Source organism: Wolbachia endosymbiont (group A) of Oxytorus armatus (assembly GCF_964027005.1).
In the GTDB taxonomy this organism is placed as follows: domain Bacteria; phylum Pseudomonadota; class Alphaproteobacteria; order Rickettsiales; family Anaplasmataceae; genus Wolbachia; species Wolbachia pipientis.
This window is the reverse complement of sequence record NZ_OZ034719.1, coordinates 1,292,331-1,306,963: the sequence shown is the minus strand read 5'-3', so window position 1 is coordinate 1,306,963 and position 14,633 is coordinate 1,292,331. Positions and strand designations below refer to the sequence as shown.

12 protein-coding genes, 1 tRNA gene and 3 pseudogenes are annotated in these 14,633 nt (G+C 35.0%); 8 read left to right on the top strand and 8 right to left on the bottom strand.

The window, feature by feature from the left end:
* Positions 1-70: 70 nt before the first annotated feature.
* Positions 71-2,860 (top strand): WPE palindromic element domain-containing protein, encoded by a 2,790-nt coding sequence (locus AAGD79_RS06430; RefSeq protein ID WP_341811647.1) that lies wholly within the window; start codon positions 71-73, stop codon positions 2,858-2,860.
* Positions 2,861-2,970: 110 nt separating this feature from the next.
* Here the strand turns inward: AAGD79_RS06430 and AAGD79_RS06425 are convergent.
* Both AAGD79_RS06425 and AAGD79_RS06420 read right to left on the bottom strand, forming a co-directional pair.
* Positions 2,971-3,835, bottom strand: a pseudogene (locus tag AAGD79_RS06425) (IS982 family transposase).
* 124 nt (positions 3,836-3,959) lie between these two features.
* Positions 3,960-4,448 (bottom strand): transposase, encoded by a 489-nt coding sequence (locus AAGD79_RS06420; protein WP_341811108.1) that lies wholly within the window; start codon positions 4,446-4,448, stop codon positions 3,960-3,962.
* 187 nt (positions 4,449-4,635) lie between these two features.
* On the opposite strand from AAGD79_RS06420, the pseudogene AAGD79_RS06415 reads away from it, so the two are divergent.
* The 6 genes and pseudogenes from AAGD79_RS06415 to AAGD79_RS06400 form a co-directional block, all read left to right on the top strand.
* A pseudogene (locus AAGD79_RS06415) lies at positions 4,636-5,289 on the top strand (IS630 family transposase); the annotation flags it as partial.
* Between the two features lie 72 nt (positions 5,290-5,361).
* Positions 5,362-5,646: a transposase gene (locus AAGD79_RS06410; protein ID WP_041573518.1), complete on the top strand. Its 285-nt coding sequence runs from the start codon at positions 5,362-5,364 to the stop codon at positions 5,644-5,646.
* 177 nt (positions 5,647-5,823) lie between these two features.
* A pseudogene (locus AAGD79_RS06405) lies at positions 5,824-6,688 on the top strand (IS982 family transposase).
* Positions 6,676-6,951 carry an IS3 family transposase gene (locus tag AAGD79_RS07040; RefSeq protein ID WP_410541948.1) on the top strand — a complete coding sequence of 92 codons (276 nt, stop codon included), beginning with the start codon at positions 6,676-6,678 and terminating at the stop codon, positions 6,949-6,951. The pseudogene AAGD79_RS06405 and the gene AAGD79_RS07040 overlap by 13 nt, the downstream one beginning before the upstream one ends.
* Positions 6,952-7,074: 123 nt before the next feature.
* Entirely contained in the window at positions 7,075-7,239 is a 165-nt protein-coding gene (locus AAGD79_RS07035; RefSeq protein WP_156768661.1) for a DDE-type integrase/transposase/recombinase, read from the top strand.
* Positions 7,229-7,393, top strand: a complete 165-nt coding sequence (locus AAGD79_RS06400; RefSeq protein WP_080717614.1) for an IS3 family transposase — start codon at positions 7,229-7,231, stop codon at positions 7,391-7,393. Before AAGD79_RS07035 ends, AAGD79_RS06400 begins: the two co-directional genes overlap by 11 nt.
* A 222-nt stretch (positions 7,394-7,615) precedes the next feature.
* Here the strand turns inward: AAGD79_RS06400 and AAGD79_RS06395 are convergent, their stop codons facing one another.
* From AAGD79_RS06395 to rpmE, 3 genes are all read right to left on the bottom strand, one after another.
* Positions 7,616-9,079, bottom strand: coding sequence for a hypothetical protein (locus AAGD79_RS06395; RefSeq protein WP_341811329.1), 1,464 nt, complete (start codon positions 9,077-9,079; stop codon positions 7,616-7,618).
* An 83-nt stretch (positions 9,080-9,162) separates the two neighbouring features.
* Positions 9,163-9,957 carry an NAD kinase gene (locus AAGD79_RS06390; protein ID WP_341811328.1) on the bottom strand — a complete coding sequence of 265 codons (795 nt, stop codon included), beginning with the start codon at positions 9,955-9,957 and terminating at the stop codon, positions 9,163-9,165.
* A 38-nt stretch (positions 9,958-9,995) separates the two neighbouring features.
* Positions 9,996-10,199 (bottom strand): 50S ribosomal protein L31, encoded by a 204-nt coding sequence (gene rpmE / locus AAGD79_RS06385; RefSeq protein WP_007548602.1) that lies wholly within the window; start codon positions 10,197-10,199, stop codon positions 9,996-9,998.
* A gap of 128 nt (positions 10,200-10,327) precedes the next feature.
* Between rpmE and fabD the strand changes: the two genes are divergently transcribed.
* Positions 10,328-11,308, top strand: coding sequence for an ACP S-malonyltransferase (gene fabD, locus AAGD79_RS06380; RefSeq protein ID WP_341811327.1), 981 nt, complete (start codon positions 10,328-10,330; stop codon positions 11,306-11,308).
* Between the two features lie 39 nt (positions 11,309-11,347).
* Here fabD and gpmI read toward each other — a convergent pair whose 3' ends face one another.
* The 3 genes from gpmI to purH form a co-directional block, all read right to left on the bottom strand.
* Positions 11,348-12,868: a 2,3-bisphosphoglycerate-independent phosphoglycerate mutase gene (gene gpmI / locus AAGD79_RS06375; RefSeq protein ID WP_264339077.1), complete on the bottom strand. Its 1,521-nt coding sequence runs from the start codon at positions 12,866-12,868 to the stop codon at positions 11,348-11,350.
* A gap of 33 nt (positions 12,869-12,901) precedes the next feature.
* A tRNA-Asn gene (locus AAGD79_RS06370) sits at positions 12,902-12,973 on the bottom strand.
* 116 nt (positions 12,974-13,089) lie between these two features.
* Positions 13,090-14,601 carry a bifunctional phosphoribosylaminoimidazolecarboxamide formyltransferase/IMP cyclohydrolase gene (purH, locus tag AAGD79_RS06365; RefSeq protein WP_265043263.1) on the bottom strand — a complete coding sequence of 504 codons (1,512 nt, stop codon included), beginning with the start codon at positions 14,599-14,601 and terminating at the stop codon, positions 13,090-13,092.
* Positions 14,602-14,633 lie beyond the last annotated feature (32 nt).

Genomic DNA, 14,633 nt, shown 5'->3' with positions numbered 1-14,633 from the left:
AGCATACAAGCACGTTTATATTTTGAATAATTTCTATACAATAAAAGTATTGTATTAATTGTTACTGTTAGTGGGAAGAGTTTTTACCGTTAATGTGGATGAATCCCTTTTCGATGTGCTGGTCCAGCATATATTTTCTGAATATGAAAGAGAAAAAATCCCTGAAGTAAAGATCATACTTCCTTGCAAGAGGGATGTGATAGCGCTGCTGAGTGCATTCAAGAATTATAACGCTAAAAAATGCATAATTTTGCCAAAGATAGTTTCGCTAGAGAACATCGATGAGGAGGATTTAATATTAAATCTTGATAGAGTCAAAGTTATCAAGCCAACAAAAAGGACGCTGCTACTCATTCAATTCATATTGGAGTGGAATAGAAAAAATAATGATAATTTTCCAATTGATTTAGCTTATAGCCTGCCATCATTGCTTGATAAAATTCAGTATACCCAAATGGCAGAGTTCGATGAACATTCAAAAAAAATAGAAAGTTTCATAAATTTACTTATTGAAACATGGAATAAAATTTTAAAAGATTTAGGAGTAGTAGATATATTAGAACATAAGAGTGATTACATAAACAGTATGATAACCTCTTTACAAAAAGACCAATATATAATCTTTGTTGGAATTGGAAAGGATAAGTCGTTAATTAAGGCTATATATGATCTGCCATTTGGAAAAATAATTCTGCCTAACCTGAATTTGAAAATTAAAGAGAAAGACTGGAAATTGCTTGATAAAAAACACTATCAATATTGTCTGAAAGATCTGCTAGGTTATTTAAGTATAGGCAGAGAGGATGTAAGTTTTCTGCCAGAAGCTTGTTCTCCAGTGCCCAGACACTGGGATCCAGAAAACTTAACTTTAAATGAGCGCACCAGGTGGCTGTATAATGAAAACTGGATCCCAGTGTCAAGCACTGGGATGACAGAAGAAAGGGCTGGGATAACAGGAAGTCCTGAGGAATATCTAGATTACGTCTTTGATACAACTGCCGATCTAAGCAAAGTTAGTAGTGGACATGTTGGCAATATTGAAGTCATCACTTGTGATTCCAGAGAGGAAGAAGCACAAGTGACATCATTAATTATAGAAAATGAAGGTTATGAAAACATTTCTTTGGTCGTCTTTGATAAATTACTTGCAGCTCGTATAGCATGTTTATCAAGGCAACACAGTGCCATACCGGAAAATTACCCTTATATAACGCTTCTGCTTTATAGTATCGAAGTTTTGACCTCAAATTGGAGCAGTGTGTCATTACTTTCGCTCCTTAAACATAGGCTAGTGACTTTTGGTTACACTCAAGAAGAGTACACTCGGATTTTATCTGAATTTGAAATAGAGATATTACGCAACTTTAGTACAAATGGCCTGAGCGATATTATAAATGCTATCAATGCCCATAAAAAGCTAAAATACAAAGAAGATATATTACTTATTATCAGTAAGTTAGAGGTTATATTTAATCCTTTACTTCGTTCTATAAATTGCTCTATTTTTGATGTGGTAGCAACTCATTTGCAGTGTATTAATATATTATCTGGTATAAATTTTTCAGAGCTAAATAGTGAAATAGGTAATTTTACCTGTAATTTCTCAAATGCATGTGAGGGTGTAGGAATTAAATGCTCCTTAGAGTTATATAGCCAAATTCTGACCTTATTTTTAGAGAAAGAGTTTTTCTCTGTAGCAAGTGACTTGAATAAATTCAGCTTATATCACAACAAAGTTGTAATACTTGCTGGATTTAATGAAGCGCCAAGCTTTCAAAATCCGCTTTTGAATGCATTTACGAGAGAAAAATTTAATCTTCCTTCCGTGCAAGAAGAGCAGGGGTATTTTTTTTATACTTTACACAATTTGTTTTGTGCAAGTAAGGTTTATATTACAAGATCGCTAAGCCATAGAAAACCAATTCTATTGCAGCGTTTGGAAATTCTACTCAAGGAGGGGAAGCAGCCGTATCGTGATTGGCTAAGGATATTAAATACGCCTGAATGTACTGTTCCATGTACTCAGCCTATGCCAAAACCTCAAACCGAAGTTAGAAAAGAAAAAATGCAGGTGATGTCTTGCAGTGCAATAGAAAAGCTAATTCGTAATCCTTATTCATTTTACGTTGAATATATACTGGGCCTTAAACAATTAAGAGACTTGAATTTTAAGCCATCGATATTGGAATTTGGCACTATGGTACACAACATTCTTGCAAGATATTTACGCAACAAAAAATCTCCAATGAGCATTGCACGAGAAGCATTCTCGACTAGTCAGTTTAATTTTTCAAATATGTGGTGGGTAAGACTACAAAAGATAATTCAATCTTTTGTCGAATTTGATGAAACTCGAAGCAATTATGTTGAGTTGGAAAAGAACTTTTCCTGTCCGATATTTCATATTCCAGCGCGTGACACTGGTTCTTGTGATCAGTATGAAACTGCTTGGATGACAAATAAGCCACAAGAAATTTCACTGATAGCAAGATGTGATAGAGTTGAGTATCTACCAAGTGGGCAAGTGGCAATTATAGACTATAAGCTTGGTACACCACCTTCCAATGAAGAAGTAATGTCGGGATTTTTTCCGCAATTAATTTTACAAGCCTTAGCGGTAGAACATATAACAAAAAGAGAAGTCTCAGAACTTGCTTATTGGAAACTTGATTATGATAAAATAAAAGTTATTTCTATACAAAATTATAGATACAAAATGCAAGAATTAAAAAATGATCTGCCTGGTTTTTTATCTAACTATTTAAGTAATTCCACACCCTTTATTGCCTCTCCATATTTTGATAAATTCCTGAGATTTAACAGCTATAAACAGCTAGAAAGGGTAGGAGAGTGGTTGTAAATGGTGTCATCCGAGTACCTGACACTGGTTTCCATCCAAAAGGGTGTCATCCCAGTGCCCAGACACTGGGATGGCTTTGTTGCATCACACTTTATGACCCCAGTTATGGATTAACCAACACAGTAAGGCTTAGAAATAGAAGGCTTTTTTGACTGCATGGAATATGAAATTAATGTAGAAAAAATATGTACCAGAAAATTTATTGGCGATCTGTGCCGTGTATGTTCAAGCTCAAATTTATTTTTTAAACAACCAAAGACTGTCTCAATAATCGACCTTTTTCTCAATAAAGCCTTCTCTTTTAGTGAGATTAGTGCGTTTTTCATGCCTTTTTTCACTTTAGTGACAAGCTTTAAACCTCTATCGAAGAGTTCCTCAAAGAGCTCCTTCTTGATATAGCCTTTATCTCCGAACAAAAGTCCTGTCAGTCTTTTAGTTATAGTTGGCACAGGTATCAACGTTACCTTTGGTTAGAGTAAGTGATTGAATTTCTCCAATTTCGTTAATCACCAAGTGCAATTTAAAGCCAAAAAACCAACCATACGTGCTCTTACCAATTTCTGCTAAACCATCAAAAACTTTGTTCCTAGAGATCCTTTTCTTGTGGCAAATGGCAATCGTAGAAGTGTCAATGTAGGAAGTACCTGTCATTTTCGCTTGTTCGCAGAACCATTGAAGAAGTAATGCTAAATACCGTAAAACTCTCGGCTTTAAGGCAATAAATCTGTGATATGAAGGCATCTTTGAAAATTCTGATCTATAGAGTAACTTAAGGTAACAAAGATAAAAAGCCTTGAAGTTTTTACATGGCGATTGGTGGTATAACAGGATTATGGTTAGCATTTCTGAGTGCGCTATTTCTGGTACTCTGGTTGGTTTTTTGCCATTTGATAAGAACTTATTTGCAAAATTTTCATCTACTACACGACAAAAATCCTCGACGCAGCAGTAAAGTTCTGTAATATCTTTCTTCATGGGTAACCTCTTAAATTATTGTTAAAATACTTGAGTTTACCCTATTTCCCTCTTTATTAATTCTACTTTTATCTGTTTTCTAATCCATAACTGGGGTTTTATGAGATGGTGATTTATGGTAAATTCATGTAACTATCTCAAATTTAGCCATACCAATATCAGTGAATTTATTAAGCAAATAGCATTTGATTAGCAGTTCTTTTTCTCGATTTATCTCAGATTTATTCCTAAAACTAAATCCGAATATTTGCTTTAATCTTGAGAAAAACCCTTCAATATAAGATCTTTTCCCATAATTTACTTCTTTTTTCCATTCTTTCATGCCATCTTCACCGTATAATTTTATTAACCTAATAGCAGTATTCCTGTTAGACATATAATCTATTTCTGGATGTTCTGCCGCATTGTTTATTGGTGGAATTTTTGTCTTTATATCATATTCGTTACACAACTTATAAAACTTGTGCCTATCACATGCTCTATCTGCATATAGTGCTTTTATGGCATGCTGAAAATCAACTTCTTTTAGCAAATCACAAGCTCCATAGTGATCAGAGTAGACACCGTTACTGTATTTTACAGCTATGGCTTTTTTGTTGTTTATATTCAACATTACGTGCAATTTTCTCGTTTGCTCATAGCCACGATATTTTCTGTCAGTGCTATTTTCCTTACTGTGTGTTGTTGTATATACTAATTCCTGTACTGTCTATAGCAATTTCGATATCTTCCATATTATAGCTCTTTCCATAAAAGTCCGGATGTGATAGGATAAGGGTAGATGATGATAAGGAGGTTGAATGCCAGCAGCATATAGTTATGATTTAAGAAAAAAAGCAATGGAAGCGCTAGACGAAGGAGAAAGCAGAGAAACAGTGGCAGCAAGATTTAAGATTGGACGAACTACTTTATGGGAGTGGCAGCAAAGAAGAAAAGAAACAGGAGACTTTCAATCAAAAAAACTTGGAAATGGGGGTTACAATCACAAAATCACCGACTGGGATACCTTTGCCAAATTTGCCAGAGAACACGGAGGAAAGACTCTATCGGAAATGGCTAAACTTTGGAACAACGTTAGTATCCAAACGATCTATCGAGCCCTTAAAAAAATTGGATTTACGCGCAAAAAAAGACATATGGATACAAGGAAAGAAACGAAGAAAAACGTGCTGAATTTTTGAAAATTATAGCGACAAAAGAACCTAAAAACTTAGTGTATATAGATGAGTCTGGCATTGATAACACCGAAGACTACCCCCTACGGATATTGCCAGAAAGGACAGCGGTTTTATGCCTTAAAATCTGGAAAGAAAACTCAACGAATCAGTATGGTTGCAGCCTTAAGTGGAAGAAAGATAGTTGTTCCGTTAACCTTTGAAGGCCACTGTAATATGGATGTTTTTAATGGATGGTTTGAGCAATTTTTGACACCGATCTTGGAACCTGGACAGACTGACCTTACCCAGAAAAAGTGGAGAGAAAGAAAGGAGTTTTTTCGGGTAAAATAAAATTTTGGAGGATTAGAAATGGTAAGAGAATATACGGCAGAATTCAAATTGGAAGCTGTTAAGCTGGCAAATGAACAAAGAAAGGTAGGTCAACCAGTTGCAAAAGTAGCAAGAGATCTAGGAATAAGGGATAGTGTATTAGGAAAATGGATGAAGAAATATAACGAAAAAAAGTCAGCGGCAAATGCATTTCCAGATGTAGCACCTTATGACAAAGAGAGATTTGATTTACAGAAAGAGTTAGCAAAAGTAACAAGAGAAAGAGACATTTTAAAAAAAGCCCTGGCCAGTCAAAAAGAGTAAAATATTTTTTTATAAAAGAGCATAGTAACTGCTATAAAGTACAGGAATTATGTAGGATTTTCTGCTAGTGGCTACTATAAACCCCAGTTATGGATTAGAAAACAGATAAAAGTAGAATTAATAAAGAGGGAAATAGGGTAAACTCAAGTATTTTAACAATAATTTAAGAGGTTACCCATGAAGAAAGATATTACAGAACTTTACTGCTGCGTCGAGGATTTTTGTCGTGTAGTAGATGAAAATTTTGCAAATAAGTTCTTATCAAATGGCAAAAAACCAACCAGAGTACCAGAAATAGCGCACTCAGAAATGCTAACCATAATCCTGTTATACCACCAATCGCCATGTAAAAACTTCAAGGCTTTTTATCTTTGTTACCTTAAGTTACTCTATAGATCAGAATTTTCAAAGATGCCTTCATATCACAGATTTATTGCCTTAAAGCCGAGAGTTTTACGGTATTTAGCATTACTTCTTCAATGGTTCTGCGAACAAGCGAAAATGACAGGTACTTCCTACATTGACACTTCTACGATTGCCATTTGCCACAAGAAAAGGATCTCTAGGAACAAAGTTTTTGATGGTTTAGCAGAAATTGGTAAGAGCACGTATGGTTGGTTTTTTGGCTTTAAATTGCACTTGGTGATTAACGAAATTGGAGAAATTCAATCACTTACTCTAACCAAAGGTAACGTTGATACCTGTGCCAACTATAACTAAAAGACTGACAGGACTTTTGTTCGGAGATAAAGGCTATATCAAGAAGGAGCTCTTTGAGGAACTCTTCGATAGAGGTTTAAAGCTTGTCACTAAAGTGAAAAAAGGCATGAAAAACGCACTAATCTCACTAAAAGAGAAGGCTTTATTGAGAAAAAGGTCGATTATTGAGACAGTCTTTGGTTGTTTAAAAAATAAATTTGAGCTTGAACATACACGGCACAGATCGCCAATAAATTTTCTGGTACATATTTTTTCTACATTAATTTCATATTCCATGCAGTCAAAAAAGCCTTCTATTTCTAAGCCTTACTGTGTTGGTTAATCCATAACTGGGGTTTTAAGTGGACTACAAGGAAAATAAGCAGTAGAGAATCAGCAAATAAAGAGTTATTAGCAGATATTCAAAAAATATATCAAGCTTCTAAATGTAGATATGGAGCTCCTAAAATTCATGCTGAATTAAAGGCTTTGGGTAAAAGTTGCAACTTAAAAACAGTGCAAAGTATTATGCAGAAAAATGGTATTCAGGCTATATTGAGAAGAAAATTTAAAATTAAGAAACAACAAACGGACAGTAGCTCCTAATATATTAGACCAAAACTTTATTGTCGATCAACCAAATAAAGTATGGGATTACTTATATAAAAACCAAAGAAGGATGGCTATATTTGGCAACAATAATCGATCTATATTCACGCATGGTAGTTAATGAGCAGTTCAATAAATAAACAATTGGTTATGGACTCTTTATTAATGGCCGTTAACAAGCGTAAACCTGCCAAAAATCTACTATTACATAGTGATCAAGGTTCACAATATACTTCGCAAGGTTATCAATATCTCTTATCCATAAAAAACATAGATGAGTCATAAAGGTTGTTGTTACGACAATTCTGTTGTGGAAAGCTTCTTTAGCTCATTGAAAAGAGAAATACTTATTGATACTTCACAACACTCTGCTCAACAAACTAGAACTGCAATATTTGAATACATAGAAATTTTTTATAACAAACAACGTCACTATTAACTATTGCATTCCTGAGCATTTTGATTCATCATTCTCTTTGTGAAAAACATTCCAAACTTTCTCTCCACTTTTTCTGGGTAAGGTCAGTCAGCTACTTGGATGACAGGGGAGGGAGGTGCTACCCTGACAATCGTCATCCCGCTACGTGTTAGCGGGATCTAGAGATACCGCGAATGAATCGCGGTATGAAGTAGGGCTGCACTAGCTATATCATGCATTTTATTAACCGACACTATAAACAATATCCTTACAATTATGAGATTGAACCACAACTTGCTCAAGCGTTAAGCTGCTGCGTTTAGCGTCTTTGCTGTGATTTTCCCCAAGAACATTTGTTCTTTCTCGTTTTATTTCCTCAATGAATTTCCCATTAACATCTTTAGGATCAATCTCTTCTTCAGAATATATAAGGTTAGTGCAATTTGTTTTTCTATAATAATGCACGCCAAGACATATAATTGATAATGCAAGTATACCAGAACCTATAAGTAATGATAATCCTATGTTATTAGTCAAAGGGTTTTGGTAAAATTTTTGTACACCATTAACACCATGTGTTGCAAGTAGCCCTAGAGGAAACGCTATATTTGCAGCAACTACACCAGTAAATAATGCAGTAAATATTGGTCTGTCGTTAATTACTGATTTTATTTTATTAGTTCTAGTAATTACTTTTTCGTCAATGTTAGTGAAGCCTTGTTTAGCTTCCCAAGCATTAAGTACAAAATTTGAATGAGTGCCATTGCTATATTCCAGTCTTACAGATTTTATAGCTTTATCTTTTGGCTGGTGCTCCAACACCTCAGCTAAAATTTTATCCGCATCTTTTTTTTGAATGGAATGTTCTTCAGTATCTATAAATTGCCTTGTTGCAAAAAATATTGGACCAATTGCAAGCAATGCAGCAAGTGCGATAACTGGTATAGTGATATATTTTGGGCTGTTTGTAAAAAATGCAATAAATTTTGCTTTATCTTGTAAATATAATAAAGCTGCAGATATACTGAGTATAATAGCACTTGCAGTAAAAATTATAAAGCCCTTCTGCTGCATGGAATACTTTGCTCTTGGCAAGAATCTGTTTGTTTTTTTATTTGTTGTGCTACCTATATCAGAATTTAGTGACAAAGACTCTTCAGAGTCATCTTTGCTTTTATACGATGGTAAAGTATTTGAAGACGCACCTAAATCATCTTTTGAGTTTTGACCACCTATTTCACTGTCTAAACTCTTTTTCGAAGATTTTGTATTTGGGTTTATAACTGCATAAATATGTTCTTCTGATCCATTACCAGATAATCCTTCTAAACCTAAACTTGCTGTTTGTGATACCCAATCATGAGTCTCACCTTTTGTTTCTTCTAGGGAAGGAGTTAGTACTTCAGTACTAAGACCAAACAAATTTTTGTCTTCTTTGTCTTGTAAACCTGGAGCTTTTGGCAAAATCGGTGGTGCTCCATCACCATCTTTTTGTCGATTTACAGATGCATAAGTAGGATCCACTTCCTCATCATCTGATTCTTCATGTGACATTCCCTGCACACGTGGTACTACATTCAGTACACTTGAGATAGCATTTCCTGCTTCTTTAGGCGATGGTGGATCTTTTAGTGTTATCTTGCTATTGTCACCTGTTTGTTCGTAAGAAGTTAATTTTACTGTTGATTTTTCGACTGACCCATGCATATTCACTCCAAAGTTAATTACTATGCTGCATTGATTACGCTATAGTTATTAAGATATAGTAAATACCAATTTACGGATAATTATTAGTATAGAAATTGTCTATCAAAGATTCTTTCATTCAGAGGGTAATCTTTGTCAAAAAGCAAAGTTATTGTGTTTTCGTGGTCTTTTTGTATTTTTATCTGTGATATATTATGAAACTCCTTGTAATCTGATACTACAAGTGCTGGACGGTTTTTTGTGTCGTTAATGTCAATTTGTACGATCGTATCATTTGAAATTAGCGCTCCATTCCAATGCCTTGGGTAATAGCTATTGATAGAGGTTAATGCAAGTAAATTTGAATTTAGCGGCAAGATTGGGCCACCGGCAGAGAAGTTGTATGCAGTGCTGCCTGTGGGAGTAGATAATATTACTCCATCCCCTCTAAATTTTTCTACTTTTAGCTTATCATTAATAGTAATATTCATTTCTACTATTTGGTTTGCTTTTCTAAAAACATATACTTCGTTTACTGCTATGTAATGATATCTCTTGCCACTTGTGTCTGTTGCTTCTATTTTTAGCAAAGTTAACTGAGTTGAAGTTGCATGCTCTATATGATCAATTAAATCTTCACTGCAGCTAAAGCATTTATTCATCAAAAACCCAACATTGCCAGTGTTTATCCCATACACATGCATGTTTTTATTTTCTATGACGTAATTGTGCAAAGTGCGTAGCATAAAGCCATCACCGCCAACAACTATCAATAGATCGATTTCGGACTTATTTTCTTCTGTTATATTGATAAAATTAAGTTTCTTTAATAGTTTAGATACTTCCTGCGATTTTGGTGATGGAGAAGCAACATAGCCTATATTTTTGTATTTATGCATGCTTCAGTAAACTCTCTAAAACTTAAAGAGGAGGAGAATTAGAAAATGCTTCCATATTTATCGTTAAACTTAGCTAATTTGCTAGTTTTACTTGCTAACCCGCTTGTCAAACTTCCAGTCCATGCAGGGTGAGTAAGAGGATCTCTATCAAGTTTTACCCTATCTCCCTCCTTTCCATAAGTGGAACGAGTTTCAAACTCTTGACCGTCTGTCATAACTATAATAATTTTATGATAATTCATTGTTGTTTATAAACTTTTAGTCAGTTAACATTCTAGTGAACTTAATTCACTAAGTCAATCATTATTCTAAAATATTGACAAAAAATAAATAAAATCTTATACTTAATAAGGAATAAGTAATAATTATCATGATTTTCGCTTTCCCTGGTCAGGGCTCTCAGTTTGTAGGAATGGGAAAGAGCTTATATAGTGAGTTTTCCGTTGCAAGACAAGTATTTAATGAAGTAGATAGCATATTGGATAGAAAGCTGTCTCATTTAATCTTCAACGGTCCTATTGAAGAATTAACCATTACAGAAAACGCTCAGCCAGCTATAATGGCAGTATCAATTGCAATGCTACGTTTTATGGAGCATGTGTTTGGCAAATCTCTTTTCACTGATCACAATGTTAAATATGTTTGTGGGCATTCAGTTGGCGAATATACAGCGCTGTGTGCTGCAGGAGCGTTAACGCTTGAGTCTGCAATCAAGCTGCTGAAAGTTCGCAGCGAAGCAATGCATGAAGCTTCACTGAAATGTAAAGGCGGAATGGTTGCGTTGCTTGGAGCAGAGATAAATGAAGTGGAAGATATATTGAAATCAGTTCAAATTGACGGAATTTGTGAAATTGCAAACGATAACGGTGGCGGACAAGTGGTTATAAGTGGCACTAGAGAAGCTCTTGAAATGTTACCCGATTTATTCAAAAACTCGAGTGTGAGGAAACTAATTAAATTACAGGTTAGTGGGCCTTTTCATTCATCTCTTATGAAACCTGCTGATGAAAAAGTTTTGGAGTTTTTGAAGGGTATTAAAATAACCCGTCCTATAGTTCCTTTGATATCAAATGTTACAGCTAAAGAGGAGAGTGATCCCAAAGTTATAAAAACTTTACTCGCCAAGCAAGTTGTAAGCAGAGTGAAATGGAGAGAAATGGTTTTGTATATGTCAAGCCGTGGCATTAACAAATTTGTTGAAATTGGCCCTAATAAAGTTTTATCTAATTTGGTCAAAAGAATTGACCAATCTATCAGTACAAAAAATATAGATAGTATTGGTGATATTGACAGTTTCTTTAATGAATCATTAGTACTAACAGCGAAAAATTTAAAAGTTGGATTAAGTTAAAACACATCTATTTGATGTCATTCCGGTGCATAACGCTGCCTAGCTGGAATGACAGAGGGTAATGCAAGAAATCAACGAACTGCCTGTCATTTCGTTTGGTTTTTTAATTCCAAGTAGCTGTAAAATAGTAGGGGCAATGTCAGATAACCTTCCGTCTCTTAGTTTTAGATTATTGCAAGACACAATAAATGGCACTTTATTTAGAGTGTGTGCTGTATGAGGTGTATTATTTTCTTCATCGAACATACATTCCACATTACCATGGTCTGCAGTGACAATTAACGCGGTGTTGCTTGACTTTTTAACAGCACTCAGCACTTTTGCAAGACAATCATCTACAGCTAGCACAGCTTTCTCGGCTGCTTTTATATTACCTGTATGTCCTACCATATCAGGATTAGCGTAATTTACAACTATCAGTGCGAATTCTTGGGAGTGAATTTTTTCTACAAGCTTTTCTGTGAGCTCGAAGGCTGACATTTCGGGCTGCAAATCGTAAGTTTGAACTTTTGGTGAGGGAATGAGTATTCTTTCTTCACCAGAGAAAGGTTCTTCTTTTCCACAATTGAAAAAGAAAGTCACATGAGCGTATTTCTCGGTTTCGGCGATACGTAATTGTCGTAATTTATTGTCTTCTATTGTTTGTCCTAGAGTATCAGCGAAAGAAGTAGGAGGAAAAATATAAGGAATTTTGAGATCTTCTTTATACTTCATCATACTTAAAATTGAAGAGAATTTTGCTACCTTAGCGTAATCTGTTTTGCCAAGCAAAATACTTGCTAATTGTATCATTCGATCAGCACGAAAGTTAGCCAACAGCACTCCATCTTCTGGTTTTATACCTTGATAATCACCTATTACTGCGGGCCTGATAAACTCATCAGTTATGTTATTTTGATAGTTATTCTCAATCAACGATACTGCATTATCATGACAAGGTGCCTTTGCAAATGCGATAGCCTCATAAGCTTCGATTGTTCTCTTCCACCTGTTGTCACGGTCCATAGCATAGTAACGCCCAGAAACAGTAGCAATTCTTGTGTCATTTCCCTTTATACTCTTTGTAAATTCTTGAATGCATTTTTTTCCTGAATTTGGCAATGTGTCTCTGCCATCTAAAAATGCATGTATCACCACTTTTATTCCATGCTGTGATATTTTATTTGCTAAAGTTGAAATATGCTTTTGATGCGAATGAACACCGCCATCTGACACTAATCCCATTATATGGCATACTCCGTTCTTACTTTTTAGATTACTAATAAAACTTTGTAGATTTGCATTGTTTTCTATTGTTCCAATTTCTTGATTAATGCGCTGAAGGCTTTGCATTACTACTCTACCACTGCCAATATTCATGTGGCCAACTTCTGAATTACCTATTTGACCACCAGGTAACCCCACATCAGCTCCACAGGCGGATAAACTGCATTTTGGATAATTAGAGCTAATATATTGCCAACAGGGTGGATTTGCGTTGCTAATAGCATTGTATTTACTGCTTTCTACTCCATTTCCCCAGCCATCTAGTATACATAAAACGACTGATTTAATGTTCATACAAAATCAATACTAGAATTTCACAGAGAAGAGCTCCCCGAGCCGGATTCGAACCAGCGACCAATTGGTTAACAGCCAACTGCTCTACCACTGAGCTACCGAGGAATAAACTGGTTTCAATTTATCATATTGAGCGCTGATTGTAAATGGTTTTTGTATACAATTATGATCAAAACAATGTTAAATGCGCGAAAAAGTGTACATTGACATGAGATACAAGCCTAATGAAAAAAGCTACGAATGCCGGTGAAAAACATAGCAATTTTATTTTCATTTGCAGCTTTTATCACATCTTGATCTTTCAGCGAGCCGCCGGGCTGAATTATAGCTGTAATTCCATGTTTTGCACTTTCTACTATGCTATCTGGGAATGGAAAAAATGCATCTGAAGCAAGCACTGCACCTTTACATTTTTCACCTGCTTTTTTCACTGCAATGTTCACACTATCTATTCTGCTTGTTTGCCCTGCGCCGATGCCAATAGCACAACCATCTTTTGCTATAACTATTGCGTTGGATTTCACATGCTTACATATTTTCCAGGCAAAAATAAGATCTTTTTTTTCTTTGTCTGTTGCAGTGCATTCTGTTACTTGTTCTGCTTTTATTGTGTGGTCATTATTTTCTTGCACCAAAAACCCACCAATAACATTTTTAGTTTGGTATTTCACATTTTGTTGAAAAGATTTATGAATAATCACTCTTAATTTTTTCTTTCTTTGCAAAATTTTTAGTGCCTCATTGTTTACTGATGGTGCTATCACAACTTCCAAAAATATCTCGTTTAATTTTTCTGCTAGCTTTAAATCTATCTCCCGATTTAAGGCAACTATGCCACCAAAACTGCTTACTTCATCACATGATAGAGCCTTTTCATATGCCTCCAAAGCATTATTACTAACAGCAGCGCCACATGGGTTATTGTGCTTTATTATCACTGCTGCAGGCTCTTCGAATTCAGAAGTTATGTTAAGTGCGGACTCTATATCTACTATATTATTATAACTCAACTCTTTTCCATGTATTTTTTCCAGCGGATATTTGGTGAATTGATTGCTATAAAATGCAGCTTTTTGATGAGGGTTTTCACCATACCTTAATTCTTGTGCTTTATGCCCATATAGTGCGAAAAACTCTGGCAACTCATTATTTTTACTCTGGGATAAAAACCAACTGTGAATATTAGAATCGTAGTGTGCAGTGAGAGCAAATGCTTTGGTTGCTAAATATTTTCTATATTCCAATGTTGTTTCATTGTTATTTTTTATCATCTCAGCTTTTAGTGCTTCGTAGTCTTGAATGCTAGAAATAACTGAAGTAAAACGAAAGTTTTTTGCTGCAGCTCTAATTAACGCCACTCCGCCGATATCAATTTGTTCTATAATTTGCTCTTCATTTGAGCCGCTACTTACTGTCTCCCAAAATGGGTATAGGTTAGTTATAAGCAGGTCTATTGGCTCAATACCTAGATCTTGCACTTCCTTTTTATGCTTTTCTCGATCATAAAGTATTCCTCCATGAATTTTAGGGTGTAAAGTTTTCACTCTACCACCCAGTATCTCTGGAAATTGTGTGTAATCTGAGACCTCTTGTGTTTTTATTCCTGCACTAGATAGCACTTTATAAGTATTGCCCGTTGAAAGAATTTCTATTTGTTGCTGCGTTAAAAACGATGCAAGATCAATTATATTCGTTTTATCGTATACTGATATTAAAGCTCTTTTTATTTTCATTTTTATATGGAAAGTTTTTTAAGATTATATCT